The organism is Nocardioides sp. NPDC057577 (genome assembly GCF_042801335.1).
Classification (GTDB): domain Bacteria; phylum Actinomycetota; class Actinomycetes; order Propionibacteriales; family Nocardioidaceae; genus Nocardioides.
This window is the reverse complement of sequence record NZ_JBHVGB010000009.1, coordinates 44,803-70,199: the sequence shown is the minus strand read 5'-3', so window position 1 is coordinate 70,199 and position 25,397 is coordinate 44,803. Positions and strand designations below refer to the sequence as shown.

The following is a 25,397-nucleotide window of genomic DNA, read 5'->3' as shown; positions in this document are numbered from 1 at the left end:
CCCTCGGACTGGCCGGTCCTACATTTCAGCCGAGCCGATCAGAGGTCGGTGGCGATGATCCTCTCGATGTTCCGCTCCGCGAGGGCGGTGATCGTGACGAACGGGTTGACGCTGGTGTTGCCGGGGATGAGCGCGCCGTCGATGACGTACAGGCCGTTGTAGCCGTGCAGGCGGCCGTAGTTGTCCGTCGCCTTGTTGATGACGGCTCCGCCCAACGGGTGGTAGGTCAGGTGGTCGCCCCACTGCTTGTTGTTGCCGAAGAAGTCGGTCCGGTAGATCGTCCCTTCCTTCTGGTTGATCTTGTCGAAGATCGTCTTTGCCATCGCGATGGAGTCCTGCTTCCAGGCGGTCTGCCACGACAGGTCGACCCCGCCGCTCCCCGCGTTGTAGGAGAACGAGGCCCGGCGGGTGGTGTTGGTGATCGAGAGATACAACGACGCGTAGGTCTCGATCCCGGTAGGCAGCGGCGCGACCTCGGCGAAAGCGCCACCGGCATCCCAGTTGTCGATGCCCGAGCACGGGATCGTCGACTGGACGTCACCAGTCGGGTCCCACATGTGGTTCGCCCGTCCACACATGACGTTGCCGTTGTCGCCCCATCCCTGGCCGACTTCGCTGTTCAGAGCAGGCAGCGCGCCGGTCGCCTTCAGCTTCACCAGCAGCTTGCTCGTGCCGACGCTGCCGGCCGCGAAGAACACCTTGCCCGCGTTGACCGTCTTCGTGGCCACGACGTCGCCGGCCGTGTTGATCTGCTCGAGGACGACGTCGTACCCACCGGCTGCCGCGGGCCTGACCGACGTGGCTCGGTGCAGCGAGGAGATCGCCACCTTCCCGGTGGCGGCGGCCTGGGCGAGGTAGGTCTTCGGCAGCGTCTTCTTGCCGTAGTTGTTCCCGTAGATGACCTCCTGCGCCAGCGCCGACTTCGGAACGGTGCCGTTGTCCTCCGCGACCATGTAGTTCCAGTCGTACACGTCCGGGACGAACGTCCAGGCGAAGCCCGAGCGCTGGGCCTGCTTCCGGCCCACACGCGAGTACTGGTAGTACGAGGTCCGCTCGAACCAGTCCGGGTCGATCGATCCGACGCCGAGGGCAGCGTTGGCGCGCGGGTAGTAGGTGGCGTACATCTCCTCGGCGCTCACCGAGGGCAGGATGGAGCCGAAGTTCTGGCGCTTCGGGGTGACGGCCATGCCGCCGTTGACGAGCGATCCGCCGCCGACGCCGCGTCCTTGGTAGACGGAGATCCCGGCGAAGTCCTCGGCGTCCAGGATCCCGGCGTACTTCGGGATGTCCTTGTCGAGCGGGAACCCCAGGAAGTTCTTGAGCGGCTGTTTGGTTCGAGTGCGCATCCAGAAGGCGCGGTGGTCGGGACTCGTGATCTTGGGGTGGATCTTGCCGTCTGACCCTGGGGTGGCCGTGGCCCAGTCCTGGCCCATCTCGACCATGTGGACGTTGATGCCGGCCTGGGCCAGTCGCAGGGCTGCGACCGAGCCGCCGTAGCCGGTGCCGATGACCAGCACGGGCACCTGCGCCCCGTTGCCGATCGACGCCGGCGCGGCGGTTGCCCAGGTCGGGCTGGTTCCGAATGCTCCTCCCAGCATCCCGGCCCCAGCCAGCGAACCCGCGCCGAGCATGAATCCTCGGCGTGACAGGCCTCGCGGCCCGCCCTCCCGTGGTGTGTTGTTCATGATGACCTCCCTTTCCATCACTTCCGTCACTGATTGCTAGAACATGTTCTAGTATCCGTGTGACGGGTGTCACTGGTTTCGCAACTTTCATGCAAACCGATCAGAGAGAGGTCGCATGGTCACCACATGCATTTGGGGTACGGGCAACATCGGTCGACTCGCCATCAGCGCGGTCGACGCACATCCACGGCTCGAGCTGACGAGCGTGCTCGTCCACGATCCGGAGAAGGTCGGCCGCGACGCCGGCGACCTCGCAGAGCTCGGCCGTGACCTCGGGGTCGCCGCCACCGACGACATCGACGCGGTGCTCGCGGCACGTCCGCAGGCGATCGTGTACGCCGCATCGGGCGACATCCGCCCGGACGAGGCCCTCGCCGACATCGTGCGAGCGCTCGGGACCGGTGCCGTGGTAGTCACGCCCGCCCTCTACGCGCTCTACGACCAGCGCAACGCTCCGCCGGAGATGCGCGAGCCGGTGCTGGCCGCGATCGCCGAGGGTGGTGGGTCCCTCTTCGTCTCCGGCGTCGATCCGGGGTGGGGGAACGACGTGCTGCCGCTGCTGGTCAGTGGTCTGGGCAGCACCGTGGACGTCGTCCGGTGCCAGGAGATCTTCGACTACTCGACCTACGACCAGCCCGACTCCGTCCGCTATCTCGTCGGGATGGGGCAGCCGATGGACTACGACGCCCCGATGCTCATGGAGACCGTGCCGACCATGGTGTGGGGTGGTCAGGTCCGGTTGATCGCCCGCGGGCTCGAGGTCGAGCTCGACGAGATCCGGGAGACCGTCGAACGGCTGCCGCTGGACGAGACCGTGACCACCACCTCGATGGGCGACTTCGAGAAGGGCACCCAGGGCGCGGTGCGCTTCGAGGTCCAGGGCATCGTCGGAGGCGAGCCGCTCATCGTCGTCGAGCACGTCACGCGCATCCATCCCTCGTGCGCCCCGGAGTGGCCGACTCCACCCGACGGCGACGGCGCCCACCGGGTGATCATCGAGGGCGACCCACGGATCGAGGTGACGGTCGAGGCGACCGACAAGGCCGGAAACCGGGCAGCGGGCGGCAACGCCACCGCGGTCGGCAGGCTCGTCGGCGCGGTCGAGTGGCTCGTCGACGCAGCCCCCGGCCTCTACGACGCGCTCGACGTACCGCTGCGTCCGGCGACCGGCAAGCTCGGCGCGGCCAAGACCGCCCAGGAAGGTGTGACCGCATGATCATCGACGTCCCCGAGGGGAAGGACCCGATCGCGTACGTCTGGGGCGAGATGGTCCACGGGATCGGTCCGGCCGCCGCCGGCCTCTCGCTCGCCGTCTACGAGCACACCACGCTCGGGCTCCGCGAGTTCGAGGCCGCCCGGTTGCGGATCGCGCAGATCAACGGGTGCGTCTTCTGCCTCGACTGGCGCACCGAACGAGACGGCGAGAAGGTCGAGGAGTCGTTCGCCGAGGCGGTCGAGGAGTGGCGTACGACAGACGCTTTCGACGACCGCACCCGGCTCGCGGCGGAGTACGCCGAGCGCTACGCGATCGACCACCACGGCATCGACCAGGACTTCTGGGACCGGATGTCGGCCCACTACACCGATGCCGAGATCGTCGAGCTGAGCATGTGCCTCGGATCGTGGCTGGCATTCGGCCGTCTCAACCACGTTCTGGGCCTCGACAGCGCCTGTGTCCTGCCCTCAGGCAGGTAACACGGACCTGACATCCGGGTGATCCAGAATTTCGGTGTTGCACCGTGGGAAGCGCAGGAATTCGACCTATCGTTGAGACATGAAGACCTGCGATTTCTGCGGATGCTACGAGGCCGACCCCAACCGCCTCCTCGCATGGACCACCGCGGTCGAGCGTGGGCGTGCGAAGTCGTTCTGCGAGGCCTGCTCGCGACGTCACGTGCGCTCCATGGAAGCCAAGCTCGACTCCGACTGGTGGTCCTGAGCACCACCGCTCACATCCTCTGTGGCGCCTCGATCCCGAGGAGCCCGAGTCCCTCTGACAGCACCCGCCGGGTCGCCTCGCACAACGCGAGTCGGGTCTGCCTGACCTCACCCTCTGCCTTGAGCACCGGACAGTTCTCGTAGAACCCCGTCAGGGCGGTCGCCAGACCATAGAGGTACGCGGTCAGGTGATGCGGCTCCAAGGTGTCGGCGACCTTGGCGACCACCGATGCGAAGCCGGTCAGCTCCAGCGCCAGCCGCTGCTCGGCCGGGTGGGACAGCGTGTTGATGCCGTGCGCCTGCTGCGGTGCCTGCGCGAGGATGCTGCACACCCGGGCATGGGCGTACTGCAGATACGGGCCGGTCTCGCCGGTGGTGGCCGACATCCGGGTGAGGTCGAAGACGTAGTCGCGGGCGAGGTTGTTGGAGAGGTCGGCGTACTTCACCGCGGCGTTGGCCACGGCACGTACGACCTCGTGGCCGGCGTAGCTGGCCGCGGCGGCCTCCTCGGCGGCGTCCAGCAGTGCGGTCAGCGAGACCGTCTCGCCCGAGCGGGTCTTGAACGGCCGGCCGTCGGGGCCGAGCACGGTGCCGAAGCCGATGTGCTGGACCTCCACCGAGTCGGGCAGCCAGCCGGCGGCGCGGGCGACGGCGAAGACCATCTCGAAATGCTGGCTCTGCCGGTGGTCGACGATGTAGACGACCCGGTTCACGGCCAGGTCGTCGACGCGGTGCCGGATCGTGGCGAGGTCGGTGGCGGCGTACCCGAACCCGCCGTCGGCCTTCCGGACGATCAGCGGCAGCGGGGCGCCGTCGCGGCCGGTGAAGCCGTCGGGATAGACGACCTGGGCGCCGGCCGACTCGGTCAGCAGTCCCGATGCCCGAAGGTCGTCAACGACGCCGGGGAGCTGCGGGTTGTAGCGGCTCTCGCCGTCGAAGTCGTCATCGGTCAGGAGTACGCCGAGCCGGCCGTAGGTGGCCTCGAACTCGGCCATCGAGGCGTCGACCAGCGCTTGCCACAGCGCGAGGGTGGTCGGCTCGCCGGACTGGAGCGCGACCACCCGCCGCCGGGCGGAGTCGGCGAAGCCCGGATCGTCGTCGAAGCGCGCCTTGGCCCGCTGGTAGAGCGCGAGCAGCTCGGCCATGTCCAGGTCGGCGACCGTGGCCGGGTCGCTGAGACCCTCGCCGAGCAGCTCCTCGACCAGCATGCCGAACTGGGTGCCCCAGTCGCCGAGATGGTTCTGCCGCACGACGTCGTGGCCGGTGTAGGCCAGGACCCTGGCGAGAGAGTCGCCGATGACCGTGGAGCGCAGGTGGCCGACGTGCATCGGCTTGGCGACGTTGGGGGAGGAGTAGTCGACGACGACCCGTCTCGGGCTCGCCGGGACGGGTACGCCCAGGTGTGGGTCGGTGAGCAGGTCGCTGACCACCGCGCCGAGGACGTCGGGGGACCAGGTGAGGTTGAGGAACCCGGCTCCGGCCAGCTCGAGGGAGACGAGATCGCCCAGGTCGACGGCATCGATGAGGCGGGCGCCGATCTCCCGCGGCGGCAGGCCGAGCGGGCCGGCCAGCCGCAGCGGGAGATTGGACTGGAGATGTCCGAACTCGGGCCGGGTGGCCGGCCGCAGCTCGGGATCGATACCGGCGAAGGTGTCGCCGAAGCAGGTGACGACGGCGCTCTGCAGGGATGCGGACAGGGCAAGGGTGTGCTCGTGCACGGGAGTGGTCCTAGGAGGTGAAGAGGGCAGGCTGACGCGAGGGCGGGGTCAGAGACCCATGCCTCGTCGTCGCAGCGCGCTCTTCGTGACCATGTCCGCAAGGGTGCCGGAGGCGTCGGCGGAGGTCAAGCCGGTTCACCCGTCCCCGGCCCGGCCGAGGCGATCAGGTCCCAGGCGCAGCCGCAGTAGGGATGCCGCAGCCACTGTCGGACGGTGGGCTCGTCGTCACGGGTGAGGATCACCGACGCCGACCACGAGGTCGGGGTCCGCCCGGCGAGGTAGGTGCGGGCGTCGCGTACGGCCCAGGAGAGCGCGAGGGACTGCAGCAGCGCGTCGCTCGGCACGTCGTTGCCGACGAGCTGGCTCACGACCACGGCCCGCCGCTCGTCCTCCTCCGCGAGCGTCGCGTCGAGGCAGCGTAGGCACGCGGTGACCCCGGGGACGACCAGCGGGCCCACCGTCCAGGTGTCGGGGCCGCTCTCGACGACGAGGTGCGCCCTGCCCTCGCGCACCATCTCGTCGGCTCGTTCGCGGTCCAGCGGCCCTTCGGAGAGGAGTACGACGATGTCGGGCGCGGCCGACGTTGCCGGGGCCGGTCCGATCAGCGCCCGAGCCGCCGAGAGCAGCGCCGGCGGACCGTCGAAGCCCACCCGTGGTGGCGGCTCCCCGCCGTCCGCCTCCATCAGCAGGCCGGCGTTGCCCAGCTGCTGCATCGCGTGCCGTCCGGGCAGGTGGTCTGGCTCGACCGCTTGGCCGGCGGCGAGGTCGGTCAGCAGGCGACGTACCTCCACGCCGTCCTGCACGATCGCTCGCCGTGGCGGGTCGATGCCGATCTGGAGTCGGGTCTCATCACGTCGTACGGCCACATACCCCGGCCGAATCCGGTAGCGCGTGCTCATGCCGGGAGTCTCACATCGCCCCGGATTTCCCGCACCGACAATCCACAGCCCCTGTGGATAACCTGCCGAGGCGTCACCTACGTCGGCCGAGTTGGCACCTGGATGACGTCTCGGCCGACGCGCGTGACGCTTCGGCCGACGGGGCTGCCGTCTCGGCAAAACGTGGCAGCGGCGCCGCCGGATATGCCGGGGACGCCGCCGCGTGGGCTCAGGATGAAACTGAGCGCTCAGGCCTTACCGAGGATGCGGTTGAGGTTGGTGCTGCAGACGGGGCAGACGGCCTTGGCCATCTTGGTGCCCTTGTCGTTCACCCGGATCTCACCGGTTGCCTCGCGCTTCTCCTTGCACTTCACGCAGTAGAACTCGCCGCTCCAGGTCTCCGCCATGACGGCCTCCTTGCCTTTATTTAACTGGTCGTCGCGACGGGGTTGTCAGGGAAGCCCGTCGGAAGCTCGTCATGTCGAGCCAACTCGACCCTACGACACGCGGCGCTTTCGGCGGCAACACGGGCTATCAAGCGAGTGTCGGCGTGTTGGCGTCATACCGGGGGATTCGCGACTTTCGAAGGGGCATCGAAGCGTTGCCGAAGGCACTTGCCAAGGTCGCCGAGCCACCTGAAAACTGGAGGGACCCCCGGTGCCTGGATCGTCCTTCGCCTTCCCCTTGCGAAGGCCGTCCGGCGGCGCCGGGGGTCCCACTGACATCGAACTTAAAGAGGATGTGGGAGCGCGTCAACGTCCCACTCCGCGTTGCTTGTGGACAAGATGTGGACAACCCCGCTTTGCTTGGGGACAGCCGGTGGAAGACACGCGCATTCCTGTGAGTAACCAAGTGACCGGATGAAGAATATTCGGTTGAATCAGGACCTTGACCAGGGAAAAGCATTCTCCACCGCCTGTGGAGGCAAAAATAGTTGGAGGAAGATTTGGTGGGCGAGCCGTTGTCCCCCGTCGCAGCGCTGCGACGGATCGCATTCCTGCTCGAGCGCGGACGCGAGGACACCTACAAGGTGAAGGCGTTCCGCGCCGCGGCCGCAGCGATCCTGCCCCTCTCCGAGGAGGACGTACGCAGCCGGGTGGCCGAGGGCACCCTGACCGAGCTGAGCGGGGTCGGCGCCAGCACTGCCAAGGTCATCAGCGAGGCCGCGCGCGGCGAGGTTCCGCAGCGGCTGCTGGAGACCGAGCGCGTCCACGGCGGTCCGCTGACCGCCGACGGGGCGGGGGAGGGGCTGCGGAGCAGGCTCCGCGGCGACCTGCACAGCCACTCCGACTGGTCCGACGGCGGGTCGCCGATCGAGGAGATGGCCTTCACCGCGATCGAGCTGGGACATGAGTACCTCGTGCTCACCGACCACAGTCCGCGCCTGACGGTCGCCAACGGCCTCAGCGCCGCCCGCCTGGAGCGGCAGCTCGGTGTCGTCGACGCGGTCAACGACCACCTCGCCGGACACGGGTTCACCCTGCTGAAGGGGATCGAGGTCGACATCCTCGACGACGGCAGCCTCGACCAGACCGACGAGATGCTCGCCAAGCTCCAGCTGCGGGTCGCCAGCGTCCACTCCAAGCTCAAGATGGAGAAGGAGCAGATGACGAAGCGGATGGTCGCGGCGGTCTCCACGACCCGGATGAACGTGCTCGGTCACTGCACCGGTCGACTGGTCACCGGTAACCGCGGCACCCGGCCCGGCAGCCAGTTCGACGCCCGCAAGGTCTTCGAGGCGTGCGCCGAGCATGAGGTCGCGGTCGAGATCAACTCCCGGCCCGAGCGGAGAGACCCGCCGTCCAAGCTCCTCGAGCTCGCTCGCGACGCCGGTTGCCTCTTCTCGATCGACTCGGACGCACACGCCCCGGGGCAGCTCGACTTCCTCGTCCTGGGGTGCGAACGAGCCGAAACGGCGGGTATCGAAGAGGAACGGATCATCAACACCTGGCCGCGGGATCGCCTGCTGGCCTGGGCGAACAGGTAGTTTCTTGACCTATGGACGGCCCGGAGATCGAGGTGCGACGCAGCAAGCGGCGTCGGCGTACGGTCTCCGCCTACCGTGACGGCGACCGAATCATCGTGATGATCCCGGCCGCGATGTCCCAGCGCGAGGAGGCCGAGTGGGTCGAGCAGATGGTCGCCCGCCTGGAGAAGGCCGAACGGCGTCGCAAGCCCAGCGACGATGATCTGATGCGGCGCTCGGCCGCGCTGAGCGACCAGTACTTCGGCGGTCTGGCCAAGCCCGACTCCGTTCGCTGGGTCGACAACCAGAACAGTCGCTGGGGCTCGTGCACCCCGGGCGACCGCTCGATCCGGCTCAGCGACCGGCTGCGAGGCATGCCGAGCTGGGTCGTCGACTACGTGCTCGTCCACGAGCTCGCCCACCTCTTCGAGGCCAAGCACAACGAGGCCTTCTGGGCGTGGGTCGACCGCTATCCCCAGGCCGAGCGCGCCAAGGGCTACCTGGCCGGCTGGTCCGCCGCCGCCAAGCTCCCCGCCCCTCCGGGCGATGAGGACGACGACGTCGAAGAGATCGACTGACCGACTCGGCGGGCCTGGGCGAGCTTGATGAGCTCGAGGAGATTGTCCTCGGGGTCGGGGATGCCGTCGACCGGCCACCAACGTACGTCCAGCGACTCCTCGCTCACCGCCGGGACCGCGCCAGCGGGAGCGAGGGCCATGAAGCGTACGTCGAGGTGGTGGACGTCCCCGGACGGAGCGCAGAAGGGCACCGGGTGCTCGGAGAGCTGCACCAATCCAGGCAGCGGCACCAGGTCCGGCACCCCGGACTCCTCACGCAGCTCACGGGCGGCGGCCGCCCACAGCGTCGCGTCGCCCTGCTCCAGATGACCACCGAACTGGAACCAGCGCCGCGCCTTGCGGTGGTGGGTCAGCAGCACCGAGGAGCCGTCGTCGGAGAGCACCACGCACGAGGCCGTCAGGTGGTCGGGTACGCACGACTTGAAGACCCCGGTGGGCTCGGCCTCGAGATGGGAGACGTAGCGCTGCCGCAAGGCTTCCTGCGGAGCCGACGGCGCATCCCACGCCCGCAGGTTCGCGAGCGCGTCAGCGTGCAGACTCACTCGTCAGCGTCTCCGCCGAGCAGCTTCTTGAGCTCCGCGTCGAAGTCGATCGAGTCGACGTCGGGAGCCTCGGCGCCCTCACGGAAGCCGAGCGGGTCGTCGAGGTCGGCCGAGGTGGGCAGCAGCGCCGGGGACATCCAGACGCCGTCGCGGGCCTCGATGCCCTGTCGGGTGCGCAGCGAGCCCCACAGCGCGGCCGCGTCCCGCAGCCGTCGTGGCCGGAGGTCGAGGCCGACCAGGGTCGCGAAGGTCTGCTCGGCCGGACCGCCGGCAGCCCGGCGGCGGCGTACGGCCTCCTGCAGCTGCGCCGCGACCGGCATCCTCTCGGCGGTGGCCAGGGCGACGACCTCGTCGACCCAGCCCTCCACGAGCGCCAGCACGATCTCGAGCCGCTCCAGCGCCGCCTTCTGCGCGGGCGAGTCGGGCACCTCGAACATGCCTTCCTCGAACATGTTCTGCAGTTGGGACGGGTCCTGCATGGCGGAGAGGTCCAGGCCGCGCATCTGCTCCTCGATGCGCTGCTGCATGGCCTCCATGTTGAGCTCGACGCCACGCGCGTAGTCGGTCACGGCCGAGACCACGTGGTCACGCAGCCACGGCACGCCGGCGAAGAGCCGCTGGTGGGCGGCCTCGCGCAGGGCCAGGAAGAGCAGCACGTCGTCGGTGCTGACGCCCAGGCCCTCGGCGAAGGGCTCGACGTTGACCGGCAGCAGCGCGGCCTGACCGGGCTCGGTCAGCGGGATGCCGATGTCGGAGACGGAGATGACCTCGCCGGCGAGATGGCCGAGGCCGGTGCCGGCCTGGTTCGCGTACAACGCGCCCATCGCCTTGCCGACGAACCCGATCATCGGGCCCATCTGGGCCTTCATGTCCTCGGGGAGCTGGCCGCTCATCGCGGCCGCGGTCGAGGCGGCGACCGGCTCGATCAGCGGCTTCCACGCGTCCAGGGTGTTGACCAACCACTCGGCCTTCGACCAGGCGGTGGCGGACTTCACGCCGGAGGGGAAGGACGTGGTCTCCTCCAGCCAGTGGTCGGCCAGCTGGATCGCGTCGGCGACGGCGTCCTTCTGCCGCTGAGAAGGCGTCGGGTCGGGCGAGGACGCGGCGACCTTGCGGGCGAGGTCCATCGCGACGTCCCAGTTCAGCGGGCCGTCATAGGGCTGTAGCAGCGACTGGATCTGACCGAAGATCTGGCTCAGGTCAGGCATGCCGCCGGGGCCTCCGCCGACGCCGCCGATAGGAAAACCACCGAAGAACGCCTCAAAGGGCGTGCCCTTGAAGGGGTTCTCCGGCTCCTCCGGCTCGTCGGGGCCACCTGGGGTCTGACTCATGTGTCCAGCCTACGCGGTTACGGAAGCCTGCTGTCAGCAAGCACTAGGCTGGCCCCATGAACGCTGCCGTAAAGCTCCTCGACATCCGGGAGACCCCTCTCGATGTCACCGAGGTGATGGACGCACTCGACGACGAGACCTCGGGTGGAGTCACGATCTTCGTCGGCCGCGTACGCGACCACGACGGTGGAAAGGGCGTGACGGGTCTGGACTACCAGGCCCACCCGACCGCCCTCGCACGCCTGCAGGAGGTGGCCGAGAAGGTCGCTGCGAACCACGCCGTAGCCGGGCTCGCCGCCGTCCACCGCACCGGCCACCTCGACATCGGCGACATCGCCGTCATCGTGGCCACCGCCTCCGGCCACCGTGGCGAGGCCTTCGCCGCCTCCCGCGACCTCATCGACACCCTCAAGGCCGAGGTGCCGATCTGGAAGCACCAGGTCTTCACCGACGGCACCGACGAGTGGGTCGGCGCGCCCTGATGCGCGCCGCAGTGCTCACCAAATAGGCTCAGCCCGTGGACATCCTGCTCTGGCTCGTACCGTCTGCGGTCATCACCGTGCTGGCGATGGCCTGGGTCGCGTTCCTCGGACGAGAGGGCCGCGAGCAGGACCGGGAAGAGGTCGTACGCCGCCTCGGCGTCGCGCTCGAGAAGGAGAAGACGCGGGAGCGCTCGAGAAGGTACGCAGCGCCCCAGCCGCCGCCGGACAGATCGACCGGAGTCGCGGTCCGTGTCAACCGCGACGCCTCTTAGGGTGCACTTGGTCTCGAATGAGAAGGTGACGCTATGACACAGCGCACCCTGGCCGGTCTGGTCGCCCTGCCGCTCGTGGTTGCCCTGATCGTGATCGCCTGGGTCGTCCCGCTTCCGTTCACGATCTACAGCCCCGGGCCGACGGTGAACGTCCTGGGCGAGTTCGACGGCAAGGACATCGTCCAGGTCGAGGGCCACCCGAGCTACCGCGACAAGGGCCAGCTGCGGATGACCACGGTCTCCGAGACCACCCGCGAGGCTCGGCTCGGACTCTGGACCCTGCTCGGCGCCTGGATGAGCGACACCGAGGCGGTCTACCCGCGCGAGGTCGCCTACCCCGACCAGGGCACCGTCGAGGACGACCGCGAGGCCGGGCAGGTGCAGATGGCCAGCGCTCAGGACGCGGCGATCGCGGCAGCGCTCACCAAGCTCGGCGAGGACGTCGACGAGGTCTCGGTCGCGGAGGTGACCGAGGACGCGCCGGCCGCCGGCAAGCTGAAGGCCGACGACGTGATCACCAAGGTCGGCGACAAGGCGGTCGACACCCCCGAAGAGGTCGTCGCCGAGGTGCAGAAGGTCGAGCCCGGGGACACGATCGAGGTGACCATTGAGCGCAAGGGCAAGACGCTCACCGAGACCATCAAGACCGGCGAGAAGGACGGCAAGGCCTTCATCGGTGTCTCGCTGGGAGCGACCTACGAGTTTCCTTACGACGTCAAGATCACCCTCGATCCGGCCATCGGCGGACCGAGCGCCGGACTGATGATGGCGCTCTCGGTCTACGACACCCTCACCGAGGGGCCGCTGACCGACGAGAAGAAGATCGCCGGCACCGGCACCATCGACGGGGACGGCAACGTCGGCCCGATCGGCGGGATCCAGCAGAAGATCCCGGGTGCGGCCTCGGACGGAGCCGAGCTCTTCCTGGTGCCCGCCGGCAACTGCCAAGACGTCGAGGGCGCCGAGAACGGTGACATGCGCCTGACCCGTGTGGAGACTCTCGACGACGCCATCAAGGCGATCGAAACCTGGACCGAGGACCCGAATGCCAAGCTGCCGACCTGTGGGAGCACGAAGTGAACGACACCCCTGAGCCCACGCCCGGGCCCACTCCTGAGCCCACTCCTGAGCTCAGCCGAGGTCTCGACCTGGAGACCGACCCCGCGCTGGCCGCGGCCGTCCTCGAGATCGAGTCCCACGTCGCCGGCCTGGGCTGGGACGGGCCGGCGCGGCTCTTCGCGCTGGTCGACACCGCAGCGCTGGTCAGGGCCGAGCCCGCGCTCGCCACGATGATGGGCCTGGACGCTCCCGACCAGGACGGGTCGCTGACCCCGATCGAGCAGGACCAGGTCCCGGTGACGACCCAGCTGGAGGAGGTCCTCCAGACGACCGCCTGGCCCCAGGGGGTCACCGGCTGTGCGGCGGTCGTCGAGCGCCTGGTGCTGCCGCCCGATGCCGACGGCAAGATCCCCGACGACGCCGAGGCGGCCGCGGAGTTCGCCAAGGCGCACCCCGACCGGCAAGAGGTACGCATCGTGGCCGGCGCGACACGTGCTGGTGCAACGTACTGTGCTCTGCGGTTGAAGGCGCACGACGACGACCAGTCGGTCATCGGCGGGGTCGACCTGGTCCCCGAGCTCCTCGAACTGCTGCGTGTCACTCTTGAGGAGAATCCGGAGGGTGAGGAATGAGCTTGTTCGACGACGACGACCCGGCGCAGGCGCCGGCGCGCACACAGAGCAGCGGCCGCAACCGATGGCTGGCGATCTCGGCCGTCTCGGTCATCGTGCTCTTCTTCGGCATCAGTGCCTTCGCCGCGATCTACACCGACGCGCTGTGGTACGACGCGATCGACTTCAGCAGCGTCTTCGGCACGGTCTTCTGGACGCGGACCGCACTCTTCGTCATCTTCTTCGTGCTGATGGCGATCATGATCGGGCTGCCCGCGGCGCTCGCCTACCGCACCCGTCCCTACTTCCACCCGGCCGACGACATCGGTGGGCTGGACCGCTACCGCGACGCGATCGCCCCGATCCGCACCTGGCTCTTGGTGGGCGTCGCTGGTGTATCGGGGATCTTCGCCGGCTTCTCGGGCGCCGGCCAGTGGCGTACGTATCTGATGTGGCGCCACGGGCGCGACTTCGACAAGACCGATGAGTTCTTCGGCAAGGACATCGGCTTCTACGTCTTCGACCTGCCGTGGTGGCACTACCTGGTCAACTTCGCGCTGACCGGGCTGATCCTCGGCACCATCGGCGCGATGGTCGTGCACTATGTCTACGGCGGCATCCGGCTCACCGCGCAGCGCGACCGGTTCACCCGCTCGGCGCAGATCCAGCTCAGCGCCATGCTCGGGCTGATCCTGCTGGTCAAGGGGCTCGACTACTGGGTCGACCGCTACGACCTGGTCAACGGCTCCGGGCCCCGCCTGGACGGGATGACCTACACCGACGAGCACGCCGTCCTCCCGGCCAACCAGATCCTGCTCGGGATCGCGGTGATCTGTGGCGTGCTGTTCATCCTCAACATGTGGCGGCGCAACTGGCAGCTGCCCTCGATCGCGATCTCGCTGTTCGCGATCTCGGTGCTGCTGATCGGGATGATCTGGCCCGCGGTCGTGCAGGGTTTCCAGGTCCGGCCGAGCGAGCAGGACAAGGAGAAGCCCTACCTGGCGGCCAACATCAAGGCCACCCAGGACGCCTACGGGATCGCCAAGGACGACCTCGAGGTGACCGAGTACACCTCGCAGGCCGAGGCCGACGGCGCCTCTCCCGAGCAGCTCGACGAGACCGCGTCCTCGTTGCCGATCGTCGACCCCGCTGTGGTCCACCGCGAGTTCGAGCAGGTCCAGCAGGGTCGCTCCTACTACTCGGTCCACGAGCCGCTGGACATCTCCACCTACGAGGTCGGCGGCAAGGAGCGCGCGGTCGTGCTCGGCGTACGCGAGCTCAACCAGGCCGGCATCTCCGACTCCGACCGCACCTGGACCAACCTGCACACGGTCTACACCCACTCCAACGGCGTGATCGCCTCCTACGCCAACATGCGCGGAGCCGACGACAAGACCGAGTCGAACCAGATGCAGTGGGCCGAGGGCGACCGCACCGGCCAGCACGACCTGACCTCCGGGCAGGGCAAGTTCCAGGACAAGGTCTACTTCGGCGAGGACTCGCCGGAGTACTCGATCGTCGGCAAGGCCGACAAGGGCGCCGCGGTCGAGCTCGACTACAACTCCGAGGACGGCGAGACCCGGACGACCTACGAAGGTGCCGGCGGCATCCCGATCGGGTCCAACTTCCGCCAGCTGATGTACGCCATCCAGTTCGGCTCCACGAACTTCCTGCTCTCCTCGCGGGTCACCGAGGACTCCGAGATCCTCTACGACCGCTCTCCCAAGGAGCGGGTGCAGAAGGTGGCGCCGTGGCTGACCCTGGACGACGACGTCTACCCGGTGATCGTGGGCGGGCGGATCCAGTGGGTGGTCGACGGCTACACGACCACCGACCGCTACCCGCAGGCCGCGCGTGACTCGTTCGCCTCGATGACCGACGACGCCACCCAGACCTCGGCCGGGGTGCAGACGCTGCCGACCGACGAGATCAACTACATGCGCAACGCGGTGAAGGCGACCGTGGATGCGTACGACGGCACGGTCACGCTCTATGAGTGGGACGAGGCCGACCCGATCCTGCAGACGTGGGAGGCGGCCTTCCCCGGCACCGTGATGCCGAAGTCGTCGATCCCGAAGGAGCTGTTGGAGCACCTTCGCTACCCCGAGGACCTCTACAAGGTGCAGCGCTACCAGCTGGCGCGCTACCACGTCTCCGACCCAGACGTCTTCTTCTCCGGTAACGAGCGCTGGGCCGTCCCCGAGGACCCCAACGACGACAACCACCAGCAGACTCCCTACCGGATGTTCCTCGACGACGGCTCCGGCACGGCGCGCTGGTCGCTGACGTCCGCGTTCGTGCCCTACAACCGTCCCAACCTGGCGGCGATGATGTCGGTCGACTCGGACGCCACCTCGGAGAACTACGGGAAGATCCGGATCACCACCGGCTTCCCCGACGACACCCAGGGTCCGGGCATGGTCTCCAACGAGTTCCGTACGGACAAGGCGATCGCCGACGAGGTGGCCTCCTTCAACCGCTCCGGATCGGCGCCGGTGTGGGGCCAGGTCGTCACGTACCCGACGGCGAAGAACGGCATCTTGTACGTCGAGCCGATCTACGCCCGCCGAGCGACCGCCTCGACCTCGGGCTATGCCCAGCTGGCCTTCGTGCTGGTCTCCTACGACGGACGGGTCGGCTACGGCTCGACGCTGAACGAGGCCCTCGAGGTCGCGCTGACCGGCGCCGCCCCGACGCCCCCGACGGCCTCCGATCCCGACGAGGAACCGGCCGAGACCACCCCACCCTCCGGTGACTCTCCGGGTGAGGTGGGCCAGCTCCTCGAGGACGCGCGTTCCTTGTTCGCTCAGGCGGACGAGGCCGGCAAGGCCGGCGACTACGCCGAGCGCGAGCGCCTCATCGCCGAGGCTCAGGACAAGGTCGACCAGGCCGCCGACCTCATCTCGGGGGGATGAGGGACTCCTCCGATTAGGGGTTCGTTTCCCCTCGCGTGTAATGTTCTTCTTGCGACGCGGGGTGGAGCAGCTCGGTAGCTCGCTGGGCTCATAACCCAGAGGTCACAGGTTCAAATCCTGTCCCCGCTACTCCAAAGAAGAAGCCCGGACCGAAAGGTCCGGGCTTCTTCGATTTCCGAGTCTGAGCTGCGGTGTCGTTGTGCGTCGGTGCGCTCAGAAGTGGCTAGGCGGGGATCCACTACAGGTTTCACCAGCGGTTGTGTACCTCTTCGGCCCAGCCGAGGATCTGGTCGAAGGCGATCTTGTCGCCGTCCGGGATCGCGTAGGTGCCTGACCAGTGCCCGAAGCACTGGTCGGTGCGCCCGGCCAGGACGCCGAAGTTGGTCCGGGTGACCTTGTCGTAGAACGGTTCGAACGTCGCCTCGAGGCCGCCTCCATGGACGCGCCAGGGCCGGCGCCATTCAGCCAGGTCGTAGTCCCAGGTGAGCTCCTCGTGGATCTTGTGCAGCCTCCCGTCGACGTACAGGGAGTTCTCGGTCGACCCGGTGCCCTCGGTCCAGAGACCGCCGACCTGGAGGCCGATCACCCGACCGCCACTGCGACCCGAGCCAGCGCCCCAGTTCCAACTGATGCTGTAGGGCCATCGGCCCCGGCCGTGGTCGAGGACTGCCCAGGAGTCATCCGCGGGGAGCTGGTGGGCGATGCCGTCGATGGTGAGTGATCCTGTCGCCGGCCGGGCGACATCCTTGACTGTGTACTGAAAACGGGTCGAACTCCATGGCACCACGACAGCCAGTCGTTCGTGCAGCGCGGGCAGATGCGCGACAACGTCGATCGAGACTCCGGGGATCCGGGCTTGCAGGCGAGTGCCGTCGGTGTCGGGGGTCACCTCGATCTCCAGCTCCTTGGCCCGGGCGAACGCTCGGCCGCTCTCGACGGTGGCCGGTAGCTCGACGTGCCGTGGCGGGATCACCGTCGCCGCTGCGCCCCAGGTCTGCTCGGTCACACGGTCGAGGACCCAGACCTCATGGACGGCGGCGTAGTCGATCGAGGAGACGGTAAGTCCGACGATGTGGGTCGGCGTGGTGACATTCCAGTATTCCCAGCGCTTGTTGCGGCCCCGGCCGCGACCGATGCCGGTGGTGTCGACAAGCGGCTGACGTGCCCACCCGACCGCGTCCGGATTGAGGTGACCGTTCGGCAATGTCAGCGTGACGGGGTGAGTCAACTCGCGCTCGGACATCGTGTTCCTCTTCATGAGACGACAGCGAGGTGAGGCTAGCGGAGCAGGCTCGGGTCGTGGGCGTTGACGAGGACGAGGTCGGGGGAGGGGGCGGCCCAGAGCTCGGCGAGGCGCTCGTGGTTGGCCTGGACCTTCTTCCGGTCGTGCGCGATGAGGCGTTCCATCAGGGTCAGGGTGCGCGGCGCGTGGCCGGAGCCGTCGATCTGGCCGTGGTGGTAGAAGCTGTCGCCAGCGTGCAGGACCCAGTGGTCACCGGCGTCGACGGCGACGGCGGCATGGCCGCGGGTGTGGCCCGGCAGATTGATCAGCACCAGGCCGGCAGAGATCTCGGTGAGCTCCTTGGCCCCCGCGAACCCTCTCCAGGACTCGCCCTCCTCAGGTGTGTGCTCGACGAGCACCGGGCCGTGGGCACGCTGGCTGGGCAGGTAGCGGCCTCTCTCGATGGCGCCCTGGGGGTGCAGGGCGGCGAAGTTCTCGGCTGCGGTCAGGTGTACCTGCGCCCAGGGGAAGTCGGCGAGCCCGCCGGTGTGGTCGGCGTCGAAGTGGGTGAGCACGACGTGGCGTACGTCCTGAGGGTCGAAGCCCAGCCGCGCGACCTGCTCGACGGCCGACTCGGAGACGTCGAAACTCGGGCGCACCAGGAAGCGCGCGCCGCCGAACCGGCCCTTCGGGTCGGCGGCGTCCTGCGTACCGAATCCGCTGTCGACGAGCACGAGACCGTTCTCCGTCTCGACGAGAAGTACGTGGCAGACCAGGCTGCCGGGGGTGGCTACCGGGTGCATCGTGCCGCAGTTGAGGTGGTGGATCTTCACGCGAGTGCCTCCATGATCTCGGCCAGGACATCGGGACTACCGCTGATGATGTCGAAGACGAGTCTCTTCGTGCCACCGACATCGGAGATCTCGACCTCAGCAGACTTGCGGGTCATGCCAGTGCGGCGAGGATCTCGTCGGCGCTGCGTTGGCCCGAGCGGACTGCTCCCTCCATGTAGCCGCTCCATGCGGTGGCGTACTCCGCTCCGGCCCAGTGGATCCGACCGACGGGCTCGCGGAGCAGCGGTCCGAAGTTCGTCCAGACGCCGGGGCCGAAGCCGGCGCCGTAGCAGCCGCGGGTGAACTCCTCGGCGCTCCAGTCCTTCTCGACGTACGACATCGGGGTGGCTGCCTCGCCCCCGAAGTAGCGCACGAAGCAGTCGATGACGCCGCGGCGACGCTCGCTGTCGGGAAGACGTTGCCAGCTGCGGGCCTCGCCGGCCTCGACGAAGCCGATCAGGATGCCGACCTCCGCGCCGGGCGGGGAGACGTCGAAGGTGACCTTGACCGGGCCGCGGTCGGATATCGCCTGGCCGTTGAGTCCCTGCTCGCGCCAGAACGGCTTCGGGTACGCCGCGAAGCACTTCACGACCGTTCCGGCCGGCACGCGCTGGGTGAGCTGGTCGCGGCCGGCGGGAAGGATCGGGTCGTAGTCGAGCCGCCCGGCGAGGGTCGGAGGCAGGGTGAGGAGGGCATGTCGCGCCGTGTGGGTCTCGCCGTCGCGGGTGATGGCACTGACGCTCTCGCTGCTCTGGGCGATGCGGGCCACGGGCGAGCCGAACCGCACGTCCTGGCCGACGGCGAGGTGCTGGGAGACCAGCACCGATCCACCGACGACGCGATCCTTCTGGGCGCCGCTGTCGGTGGAGGCGAGCGTATCGAGATCGCCGTTGCTGATCGTGTAGAAGAGCGTGTGGAGCAGGGAGAGGTCGGCGGCGTCGGCCGAGTAGAGAGCCTCGGTCAGCACGCGGAAGTAGGAACGGCCGGTGGGCGTCCTCAGGTTGCGACGGATCCACGACTCGAAGGTCTGGCCGTCCAGCAGCGAGGCCTTGGGGTGGGCCCACGGCCGCTCGACGTCGACGCCGCGCGCGAGCCTCTCGTAGCGGGCCAGGCCCTGGGCGAGGTCGGCCAGGGCGATCGGGTTGAACTTGGGCGTCGCGCCCTTCTGCGGGCCGAGCCGGGACTGCTTGCCGCCGAGGTCGACGAGCAGCTCGCCGGCGTCGTTCCAGGTCGGGAACGTCTCCAGGCCCAGCTCGTCGACGAGCCGGTACATCTCGGTATGACCCTCGCCGATCCAGGTGCCGCCGAGCTCGATCGGGTGCCCCTCGAGGACTCCACCCTCGGTGCGACCGCCGACCCGGTCCCGTGCCTCCAGCACCACGACGGACCTTCCGGCCGCAGTGAGCCTGCGGGCCGCGCTCAGGCCGGCCAGGCCGGCTCCCACCACGACCACGTCGGTGTCGGGCATCGTGGGAGCCTCCGTTCAGGTCAGGCGTACGGCTGAAGTCACGGTACGACGTTCTCGGTGCGGCTGCGCCGGGATCGTTGTGCCTGATCGTCTTTGCCGACATTTGGTGACAGGGTTTCGGCCATGAGTGAGGACGTGGTCGAGGAGGAGACGACGAGGCTGCGAGCCCTCGGCGTGCGTGTTCGGCAGGGGCCCCGGGACCTGCTTCCGGCCACGTCGTTGACGCTGCGCGGGGGAGAGGTCGCGGTGGCGGTGGGGCCGCCGGGAGGTGGGCACACGTCGTTGGCGCTCGCCCTCGCCGGGCGGCTCCGGCTGGATGCGGGCAGGGTGGAGATGGACGGTGACGCGTCGCTTCGGGCCCTGCAGGCGGCCGTGGCGCTCGTCGATGTGCCAGGGGTCTCCGAACCCGACGAGATGGTGCCGTTCCGCACGATCCTCGGCGAGGAGCTCGCCATGGCGAAGCGCAAGCCGAGTGCTGCAGCCATCGACGGCTGGCTGGGGGAGTACGACCTCGGGTCCGGCGTCACCACGGAGGCGGTTCCGCCGGGACCCCGCCTCGAGATCCTCGCGCGGATGGCGCTGCTGCGGCCGGGCACCCGCTTCCTCGTCCTCACCTACCCCGAGCGGCTCGGCCTGCCGGTCGCACGGTGGCTGGAGATCGCCGACGACCTCGCTGGTTCCGAGACTCGGCCCGGTGTCCTGGTCACCGCGAGCGCCGCGGTCTCGATCCCCGCCGGCGTGCGTACGTTCACCATCGGTCCGACGGAGGAAGCATGAACTCGCTGCGTATCGCCCTGACCGAGCTGCGCCGGATCACGGCCGGACGGCTGGCGAAGCTCGTCATCGTGGCGCTCGTCCTCGTCCCCACGCTCTACGCCGGGCTCTACCTCTACGCCAACCACGATCCGTACGCTCACTTCGATGAGCTCCCGGCGGCTCTCATCGTGGAGGACACCGGGGCCACCACGACCGACGGCACGAAGATCGACGCCGGGCGCGATGTCGCCGACAAGCTCCTGAAGTCGGGCGACTTCGACTGGTCGGAGGTCTCCGCGGCCACGGCGGAGGAGGACATCCGGCAGGGCGACTACTACTTCGCCCTGCGGATCCCCGAGGGCTTCTCCCGGACGCTGACGGGCGCGGAACGTCTCGACCCGAAGCAGGCGCAGATCCAGGTCATCACCAACGACGCCAACTCCTACCTGTCGACCACGATCGCGACCAACGTCACCGACAAGGTCCGTGACGCCATCGCCAGCGAGGTCTCCGAGCAGGCCGCGGCCAACTTCCTGCTCGGCATCTCCGACCTCCGCTCGGGTCTGGTGAAGGCCGCCGACGGTGCCGCGAAGCTGGAGAAGGGCGCGGGCACGCTGCGCGACGGCGCCGGGAAGCTGGCCACCGGGGCCGGCGACCTCGAGGACGGCCTGAACACCATCGAGAGCAAGGTCGCCGACCTACCCGCCCAGACGCGCGAGCTCGCCACCGGCGCCCGCAAGGTCGCCGACGGGAACGACCAGATCGCCGCCACCGGGCAGCGGGCCGCGACCGCCGTCGACGACGCCGTCGCCGCGTACGACGCCGCCCGGACGGATCTCGACGCTCGGCTCGAGGCCGAGGGGCTCGACCAGCAGCAGCGTGCCGACATCCTCGCCATCTACGACCGCGGCTCCGCCCCGCTCGACCGCGTGGACCAGCGCGTCGGCGACGTCTCCGGCCAGCTCGACCAGCTCGCGACCGGCGCTGACCAGGTCGCCGACGGCAACGAGCAGCTCGCGGACGCGATGCCCGATCTCGTCACCGGGATCTCCTCGGCCGCCGACGGCGCCGGCGACCTCAGCACCGGCGCGACCAAGCTGCGCGACGGCGCCGGCACGCTCGCCACCGGCGCCGGTGACCTGAAGAAGGGGCTGCAGGACGGCGTCGCGCAGGCGCCGGCCACCGACGAGGAGCTGCGCGACCAGATCGCCTCGACGATCGCGGACCCGGTCGCCATCGACTCGGTCTCCGAGGCGAAGGCATCCTCCTACGGCGCCGGGCTGGCGCCGTTCTTCCTCGCCCTGGGGGCGTGGATCGGCGGGTACGTCCTGTTCCTGCTCGTCCGGCCGATCTCGACCCGTGCGCTGGCCGCGAACCAGGCGCCGCTGCGGATCGCCCTGGGTGGCTGGATCACCCCAGCGCTCATCGGTGCCGCCCAGATGGCCGTGGTGATCGTGGTCGTCGGCTTCGCCGTCGACATCACCCCGGTGAACTGGCTCGGCACCTTCGGGTTCCTGCTGCTCACCTCGGCGACGTTCATCGCGATCGTGCACATGCTCAACGCGCTCCTCGGGGCACCGGGTCAGTTCCTCGGCCTGGTCCTGATGGTCGTCCAGCTCGTCACCGCCGGCGGCACCTTCCCCTGGCAGACGATCCCCGGGCCGCTGCACCCGCTCCATCACGTACTGCCGATGAGCTACGCCGTCGACGGGCTGCGCCAGCTGATGTACGGCGGACTCTCGGGGCGCGTCGTCGCAGACGCCCTCGTCCTGGCCGCCTTCCTCGTCGGGGCGCTGCTGCTGACCAGCCACGGCGCCCGCCGGCAACGGGTCTGGACGCCCAAACGGGTGAGGCCCGAGATCGTCCTCTGAGGCGCGCCATGACTCGGCGGCAGACAACCGACGGTTGACAACAGACAAATGATGTCTGATGATTTCGACAGGTGGTCACCACGAAGGTGGTGGCGACCTCCAGAAGCAGACCATCGACGGCGTCACCGCCGCGGCCGAGGGCTAAGGGGCCGACGAGACCATGCGCATCACGGGCTATCGCACGCTGACCACGGTGCACGACTGGGGACGTCCCATCGGCGACGTCAACGGCGCCGTCGGGTCGGGCAAGACGGCGGTCCCGATCGTCGTGCTCACCACCGACTCGGGGCTGGAGGGCATCGGCCTGGGCCACCACCAGGGGCTCGACGTCGTCTTCCCGGCCCTGGAGGGCGAGGACCCACGCGCCGTGCAGGCGCTCTATGACCGGATGCTGTCGTGGGTCTTCAAGTCCGGGCACGCAGGCGCGGTGTTCGGGGCGATCGGCGCACTCGACATGGCGCTGTGGGACCTCAAGGCCAAAGCCGCCGGCCAGCCGTTGTGGCGTCTCCTCGGCGGGCGCGATCGGGTGGTGCCGGCGTACGCCTCCGGTCTGGACGGGCCGCTGACCGACGACGAGCTGGCCGAGCTCCAGACCCGGTTCGCCGACCGTGGCTTCACCGCCGTCAAGATCAAGGGCGGCCTGGACGTCGAGGCCGACCTGCGGCGCCTCCACCTCGTGAGCGACGTCTTCCATGACCGGACGGGTGCCGCGCCCGCGCTGATGCTCGACGCCAACGAGTCCTGGTCGCGCAAGGAGGCGGTACGCCACATCGGCCGCCTCGAGGAGTCGGTCGACCTCGCCTGGGTCGAGGAGCCGGTGCGCCGGTGGGACGTCGACGGCCTGACTCGGGTGTCCCAGTCGGTGCGTGCGGCCGTCGCGACCGGGGAGAACCTCACCGGTCTCGAGCAGTTCCGGCCGCTGCTGCAGGCCAACGCGGTCGACGTCGTGCAGACCGGCAGCGTCTGGGGGATCACCCACTTCCTGCGAGTGGCCGCGCTCGCGCTGGCCTTCGACCTGCCGATGAGCCCGGTGGGCTACAACGCCAACCCGGTCGCCCACGCAGCCACGGTCGTTCCCAACCACCTCTCGCTCGAGGTGCAGGACCTGCACCTGCCCTTCGGCATCACCTCCGACCAGGAGATCGAGGACGGGCACCTGGTGCTCGGCGATCTCCCTGGTCTCGGCCTCGTCGTCGACGAGGCCGCGATCGAGCGCATGAACGAGGCCGCCGACTGGGGTCGCCACGGCGGTCCCCACGTACGCCCGGAGCGAGCCGGTCGCCGGCTCGTGCGCAAGCCGTCCCTCCACCCGCGCTCCCCGGGCACCTCCCCACGTTGACCCGCTCCACCCACGAAAGGACCAGTCAGATGACGTCCCGGACCATGCAGACCCGCGGTTGTGCCGTGGTGACCGGAGCGGGTGGCTCGCTCGGCCGCGCCAGCGCCGTACGCCTCGGGCGGGAGGGCTTCTCGCTCGCTCTGCTCGACCTGGCCGGTGACGGGCTGACCACCACGGCCGCCGAGGTCGAGGCGACCGGAGCCCGGCAGCTCACTGTGCCGACCGACGTCCGCGACGCCTCCGCCGTCGTCGCTGCCCTGGAGCGGGCCGAGCGCGAGCTGGGGCCGCTCGAGGTGCTGCTCAACAACGCCGCGATCTATCCGGCGACGCCGTTCCTCGACATCGCGGTCACCGAGTACGACGACGTGGTGGCGGTCAACCAGCGGGCCTACTTCGTGGCCGCCCAGGCGGCGGCCCGGCTGATGGCGCCGCGTGGGAGCGGCTCGATCGTCAACGTCGGCTCGATCACCTTCACCGGCGGCTGGGACAAGCTCGCCAGCTATGTCTCGACCAAGGGGGCGGCGGTGGCGCTGACCCGTGCGCTCGCGCGCGAGCTCGGTCCGCACGGCATCCGGGTGAACGCGGTCGCCCCGGGTGCCTTCCCGACCAAGGCCGAGGAGATCCACGAGGATCCCGAGGCCTATACGGCCCACGTGCTGGACCACCAGGCCTTCAAGCGGCGTGGTCGCCCCGACGAGCTGGCGGCTGTCGTCGCCTTCCTGGTCGGGCCGGACGCGTCCTTCATGACCGGGCAGACCCTGAACGTCGACGGCGGATGGAACATGCAATGAGCGATCTCAGCACCGAGCTGGACATCTTCGGACACCGACTCACCCCGCGCGCGCTGCGCGAGCGCACCGGCGACACCGAGTCGGTCGCCGGAGTGCGGCAGGTCGTCCTCGACAACGGCTCCGAGCGCGGCGTACGCGCGGTGCAGCTGCGCACCTCGGCCGGGCTCGAGCTCGAGGTGCTGGTCGATCGCGCGCTCGACCTCGGCGCGGCCCGGCTGCGGGGCGTCCCCTTCGGGTGGCGAAGCGGCAACGGCTTCCGCCATCCGGGCCTGCACGAGCACCACGACGAGGGCGGTCTGTCCTGGCTGCGCGCCCTCGACGGGCTGCTGGTCTCCGGCGGCCTGGACCACACCCTCTTCGGCGGCGACGTCGATGCGACGGCGTACAACTATCCGCCCAAGCAGACGGTCGACCACGGCCTGCACGGCCGGCTCACCGCGATCCCCGGCCGGCTGCTCGAGGCTCGCGAGGTGTGGGACGGCGACCGGTGTGTGCTGCGGGTGCGGGGAGAGGTGGTCCAGGCGACGTCCTTCGGGGAGCACCTGCGCCTGACCCGCACGATCGAGGTCGACTTCGACGGGCTCGACATCCGTCTCCACGACGTCGTCGACAACCTCGGCTTCGACCCGACGCCGCACATGTTCCTCTACCACCTCAACTTCGGTTGGCCACTGGTCGATGCGGGCAGCGAGTTCGTCGCGGCGATCAGCGAGACGCCGTGGTGCTCCGACTCGGTCGCCGAGCAGGGCGTCTCCTACCGCACCCTCCCCGAGCCGCAGCCGCGGTTCGTCGAGCAGGTCCACGAGCACACGCTGGTCGCCGAGGGCGACGGGCGCCACCGGGTCGCGCTGGTCCGCGGCGACGAGACACTCGGGGTCGAGGTCTCCTGGGACTCCGCCACGATGCCGCACTTCTTCGAGTGGCAGAACCTCCGCAGCGGCCAGTACGCCATCGGGCTGGAGCCGTCGACGCATGCGGTCGCCGGCGACGCCGCCGCCCGCGAGGACGGGTCGATGACCTGGCTCGACCACGGCGACTCGCGCAACTACTCCACCACGATCCGCGTGCTCGACGGCGCGGACGCCGTCCGGGCGTCCAGGGCCGCGATCCGCGCGCTCGGCGACCAGCCCGACTGATCCGCC

General features: G+C 69.2%; 24 protein-coding genes and 1 tRNA gene. 16 read left to right on the top strand and 9 right to left on the bottom strand.

Annotation, left to right across the window (positions count from 1 at the left end):
- Positions 1-38: 38 nt before the first annotated feature.
- The gene (locus ACFU7D_RS03465; RefSeq protein ID WP_378863331.1) at positions 39-1,685 is read right to left on the bottom strand and encodes a GMC oxidoreductase; all 1,647 of its coding nucleotides are present in this window, start codon (positions 1,683-1,685) and stop codon (positions 39-41) included.
- Between the two features lie 115 nt (positions 1,686-1,800).
- Between ACFU7D_RS03465 and ACFU7D_RS03460 the strand changes: the two genes are divergently transcribed.
- The 3 genes from ACFU7D_RS03460 (at position 1,801) to ACFU7D_RS03450 (ending at position 3,624) form a co-directional block, all read left to right on the top strand.
- Positions 1,801-2,901: a dihydrodipicolinate reductase gene (locus ACFU7D_RS03460; RefSeq protein ID WP_378863328.1), complete on the top strand. Its 1,101-nt coding sequence runs from the start codon at positions 1,801-1,803 to the stop codon at positions 2,899-2,901.
- Entirely contained in the window at positions 2,898-3,380 is a 483-nt protein-coding gene (locus ACFU7D_RS03455) for a carboxymuconolactone decarboxylase family protein (RefSeq protein ID WP_378724566.1), read from the top strand. The genes ACFU7D_RS03460 and ACFU7D_RS03455 overlap by 4 nt, the downstream gene beginning before the upstream one ends.
- 79 nt (positions 3,381-3,459) lie before the next feature.
- On the top strand, positions 3,460-3,624 hold the full coding sequence (locus ACFU7D_RS03450) for a hypothetical protein (protein WP_378724564.1): 165 nt from the start codon (positions 3,460-3,462) through the stop codon (positions 3,622-3,624).
- A gap of 10 nt (positions 3,625-3,634) precedes the next feature.
- On the opposite strand, the gene argS is transcribed toward ACFU7D_RS03450, so the two are convergent.
- The 3 genes from argS to ACFU7D_RS03435 all read right to left on the bottom strand — a co-directional run bounded on the left by argS (position 3,635) and on the right by ACFU7D_RS03435 (position 6,626).
- The gene (argS, locus tag ACFU7D_RS03445; RefSeq protein ID WP_378863337.1) at positions 3,635-5,308 is read right to left on the bottom strand and encodes an arginine--tRNA ligase; all 1,674 of its coding nucleotides are present in this window, start codon (positions 5,306-5,308) and stop codon (positions 3,635-3,637) included.
- A 158-nt stretch (positions 5,309-5,466) separates the two neighbouring features.
- The gene (locus ACFU7D_RS03440; protein WP_378863325.1) at positions 5,467-6,240 is read right to left on the bottom strand and encodes a hypothetical protein; all 774 of its coding nucleotides are present in this window, start codon (positions 6,238-6,240) and stop codon (positions 5,467-5,469) included.
- A 227-nt stretch (positions 6,241-6,467) separates the two neighbouring features.
- Positions 6,468-6,626: a DUF5679 domain-containing protein gene (locus ACFU7D_RS03435; RefSeq protein WP_091051197.1), complete on the bottom strand. Its 159-nt coding sequence runs from the start codon at positions 6,624-6,626 to the stop codon at positions 6,468-6,470.
- A gap of 542 nt (positions 6,627-7,168) precedes the next feature.
- Here ACFU7D_RS03435 and ACFU7D_RS03430 point away from each other — a divergent pair.
- Together ACFU7D_RS03430 and ACFU7D_RS03425 are read left to right on the top strand one after the other, a co-directional pair.
- Positions 7,169-8,206 (top strand): PHP domain-containing protein, encoded by a 1,038-nt coding sequence (locus ACFU7D_RS03430; RefSeq protein WP_378863322.1) that lies wholly within the window; start codon positions 7,169-7,171, stop codon positions 8,204-8,206.
- 11 nt (positions 8,207-8,217) lie between these two features.
- The gene (locus tag ACFU7D_RS03425; protein ID WP_378724559.1) at positions 8,218-8,763 is read left to right on the top strand and encodes a M48 family metallopeptidase; all 546 of its coding nucleotides are present in this window, start codon (positions 8,218-8,220) and stop codon (positions 8,761-8,763) included.
- On the opposite strand, the gene ACFU7D_RS03420 is transcribed toward ACFU7D_RS03425, so the two are convergent.
- Together ACFU7D_RS03420 and ACFU7D_RS03415 are read right to left on the bottom strand one after the other, a co-directional pair.
- Positions 8,682-9,305, bottom strand: a complete 624-nt coding sequence (locus tag ACFU7D_RS03420) for an NUDIX hydrolase (protein WP_378863319.1) — start codon at positions 9,303-9,305, stop codon at positions 8,682-8,684. The two genes, ACFU7D_RS03425 and ACFU7D_RS03420, sit on opposite strands and share 82 nt — an antisense overlap.
- Positions 9,302-10,636, bottom strand: a complete 1,335-nt coding sequence (locus ACFU7D_RS03415) for a zinc-dependent metalloprotease (RefSeq protein ID WP_350659429.1) — start codon at positions 10,634-10,636, stop codon at positions 9,302-9,304. Before ACFU7D_RS03415 ends, ACFU7D_RS03420 begins: the two co-directional genes overlap by 4 nt.
- 56 nt (positions 10,637-10,692) lie before the next feature.
- On the opposite strand from ACFU7D_RS03415, the gene ACFU7D_RS03410 reads away from it, so the two are divergent.
- From ACFU7D_RS03410 to ACFU7D_RS03385, 6 genes are all read left to right on the top strand, one after another.
- Entirely contained in the window at positions 10,693-11,118 is a 426-nt protein-coding gene (locus ACFU7D_RS03410) for a molybdenum cofactor biosynthesis protein MoaE (RefSeq protein WP_378863316.1), read from the top strand.
- Positions 11,119-11,153: 35 nt separating this feature from the next.
- Entirely contained in the window at positions 11,154-11,390 is a 237-nt protein-coding gene (locus ACFU7D_RS03405) for a hypothetical protein (RefSeq protein WP_378724551.1), read from the top strand.
- Between the two features lie 33 nt (positions 11,391-11,423).
- Positions 11,424-12,470, top strand: coding sequence for a PDZ domain-containing protein (locus tag ACFU7D_RS03400; RefSeq protein WP_378863313.1), 1,047 nt, complete (start codon positions 11,424-11,426; stop codon positions 12,468-12,470).
- A complete protein-coding gene (locus ACFU7D_RS03395; protein ID WP_378863310.1) occupies positions 12,467-13,081 on the top strand; it encodes a PPA1309 family protein in 615 nt (204 codons plus the stop codon). The genes ACFU7D_RS03400 and ACFU7D_RS03395 overlap by 4 nt, the downstream gene beginning before the upstream one ends.
- The gene (locus tag ACFU7D_RS03390) at positions 13,078-15,975 is read left to right on the top strand and encodes a UPF0182 family protein (RefSeq protein ID WP_378863307.1); all 2,898 of its coding nucleotides are present in this window, start codon (positions 13,078-13,080) and stop codon (positions 15,973-15,975) included. Before ACFU7D_RS03395 ends, ACFU7D_RS03390 begins: the two co-directional genes overlap by 4 nt.
- Before the next feature lie 55 nt (positions 15,976-16,030).
- Positions 16,031-16,104 (top strand) — tRNA-Met (locus tag ACFU7D_RS03385).
- A 118-nt stretch (positions 16,105-16,222) separates the two neighbouring features.
- Here the strand turns inward: ACFU7D_RS03385 and ACFU7D_RS03380 are convergent.
- The 3 genes from ACFU7D_RS03380 to ACFU7D_RS03370 all read right to left on the bottom strand — a co-directional run bounded on the left by ACFU7D_RS03380 (position 16,223) and on the right by ACFU7D_RS03370 (position 19,498).
- Entirely contained in the window at positions 16,223-17,218 is a 996-nt protein-coding gene (locus ACFU7D_RS03380; RefSeq protein WP_378724544.1) for a DUF2804 domain-containing protein, read from the bottom strand.
- A gap of 35 nt (positions 17,219-17,253) precedes the next feature.
- Complete coding sequence (locus ACFU7D_RS03375) at positions 17,254-18,030, bottom strand: MBL fold metallo-hydrolase (RefSeq protein WP_378863304.1); 777 nt, start codon at positions 18,028-18,030, stop codon at positions 17,254-17,256.
- 112 nt (positions 18,031-18,142) lie between these two features.
- Positions 18,143-19,498, bottom strand: coding sequence for a flavin monoamine oxidase family protein (locus tag ACFU7D_RS03370; protein ID WP_378863301.1), 1,356 nt, complete (start codon positions 19,496-19,498; stop codon positions 18,143-18,145).
- A 123-nt stretch (positions 19,499-19,621) separates the two neighbouring features.
- On the opposite strand from ACFU7D_RS03370, the gene ACFU7D_RS03365 reads away from it, so the two are divergent.
- The 5 genes from ACFU7D_RS03365 (at position 19,622) to ACFU7D_RS03345 (ending at position 25,391) form a co-directional block, all read left to right on the top strand.
- Positions 19,622-20,275, top strand: a complete 654-nt coding sequence (locus ACFU7D_RS03365) for a hypothetical protein (protein ID WP_378863298.1) — start codon at positions 19,622-19,624, stop codon at positions 20,273-20,275.
- Entirely contained in the window at positions 20,272-22,125 is a 1,854-nt protein-coding gene (locus ACFU7D_RS03360) for a YhgE/Pip family protein (RefSeq protein ID WP_378863295.1), read from the top strand. Before ACFU7D_RS03365 ends, ACFU7D_RS03360 begins: the two co-directional genes overlap by 4 nt.
- A 160-nt stretch (positions 22,126-22,285) precedes the next feature.
- Positions 22,286-23,464, top strand: a complete 1,179-nt coding sequence (locus tag ACFU7D_RS03355; RefSeq protein WP_378724534.1) for a mandelate racemase/muconate lactonizing enzyme family protein — start codon at positions 22,286-22,288, stop codon at positions 23,462-23,464.
- Positions 23,465-23,493: 29 nt separating this feature from the next.
- Positions 23,494-24,255, top strand: a complete 762-nt coding sequence (locus ACFU7D_RS03350; RefSeq protein WP_378863292.1) for an SDR family NAD(P)-dependent oxidoreductase — start codon at positions 23,494-23,496, stop codon at positions 24,253-24,255.
- Positions 24,252-25,391 (top strand): aldose 1-epimerase family protein, encoded by a 1,140-nt coding sequence (locus ACFU7D_RS03345; protein WP_378863290.1) that lies wholly within the window; start codon positions 24,252-24,254, stop codon positions 25,389-25,391. Before ACFU7D_RS03350 ends, ACFU7D_RS03345 begins: the two co-directional genes overlap by 4 nt.
- Positions 25,392-25,397 lie beyond the last annotated feature (6 nt).

Coding starts and splice junctions, on each gene's coding strand:
- ACFU7D_RS03465 (WP_378863331.1), bottom strand. CDS start 1,685: ATGAACAACACACCACGGGAGGGCGGGCCGCGAGGCCTGTCACGCCGA.
- ACFU7D_RS03460 (WP_378863328.1), top strand. CDS start 1,801: ATGGTCACCACATGCATTTGGGGTACGGGCAACATCGGTCGACTCGCC.
- ACFU7D_RS03455 (WP_378724566.1), top strand. CDS start 2,898: ATGATCATCGACGTCCCCGAGGGGAAGGACCCGATCGCGTACGTCTGG.
- ACFU7D_RS03450 (WP_378724564.1), top strand. CDS start 3,460: ATGAAGACCTGCGATTTCTGCGGATGCTACGAGGCCGACCCCAACCGC.
- ACFU7D_RS03440 (WP_378863325.1), bottom strand. CDS start 6,240: ATGAGCACGCGCTACCGGATTCGGCCGGGGTATGTGGCCGTACGACGT.
- ACFU7D_RS03435 (WP_091051197.1), bottom strand. CDS start 6,626: ATGGCGGAGACCTGGAGCGGCGAGTTCTACTGCGTGAAGTGCAAGGAG.
- ACFU7D_RS03425 (WP_378724559.1), top strand. CDS start 8,218: ATGGACGGCCCGGAGATCGAGGTGCGACGCAGCAAGCGGCGTCGGCGT.
- ACFU7D_RS03415 (WP_350659429.1), bottom strand. CDS start 10,636: ATGAGTCAGACCCCAGGTGGCCCCGACGAGCCGGAGGAGCCGGAGAAC.
- ACFU7D_RS03410 (WP_378863316.1), top strand. CDS start 10,693: ATGAACGCTGCCGTAAAGCTCCTCGACATCCGGGAGACCCCTCTCGAT.
- ACFU7D_RS03400 (WP_378863313.1), top strand. CDS start 11,424: ATGACACAGCGCACCCTGGCCGGTCTGGTCGCCCTGCCGCTCGTGGTT.
- ACFU7D_RS03390 (WP_378863307.1), top strand. CDS start 13,078: ATGAGCTTGTTCGACGACGACGACCCGGCGCAGGCGCCGGCGCGCACA.
- ACFU7D_RS03380 (WP_378724544.1), bottom strand. CDS start 17,218: ATGTCCGAGCGCGAGTTGACTCACCCCGTCACGCTGACATTGCCGAAC.
- ACFU7D_RS03370 (WP_378863301.1), bottom strand. CDS start 19,498: ATGCCCGACACCGACGTGGTCGTGGTGGGAGCCGGCCTGGCCGGCCTG.
- ACFU7D_RS03365 (WP_378863298.1), top strand. CDS start 19,622: ATGAGTGAGGACGTGGTCGAGGAGGAGACGACGAGGCTGCGAGCCCTC.
- ACFU7D_RS03360 (WP_378863295.1), top strand. CDS start 20,272: ATGAACTCGCTGCGTATCGCCCTGACCGAGCTGCGCCGGATCACGGCC.
- ACFU7D_RS03355 (WP_378724534.1), top strand. CDS start 22,286: ATGCGCATCACGGGCTATCGCACGCTGACCACGGTGCACGACTGGGGA.
- ACFU7D_RS03350 (WP_378863292.1), top strand. CDS start 23,494: ATGACGTCCCGGACCATGCAGACCCGCGGTTGTGCCGTGGTGACCGGA.
- ACFU7D_RS03345 (WP_378863290.1), top strand. CDS start 24,252: ATGAGCGATCTCAGCACCGAGCTGGACATCTTCGGACACCGACTCACC.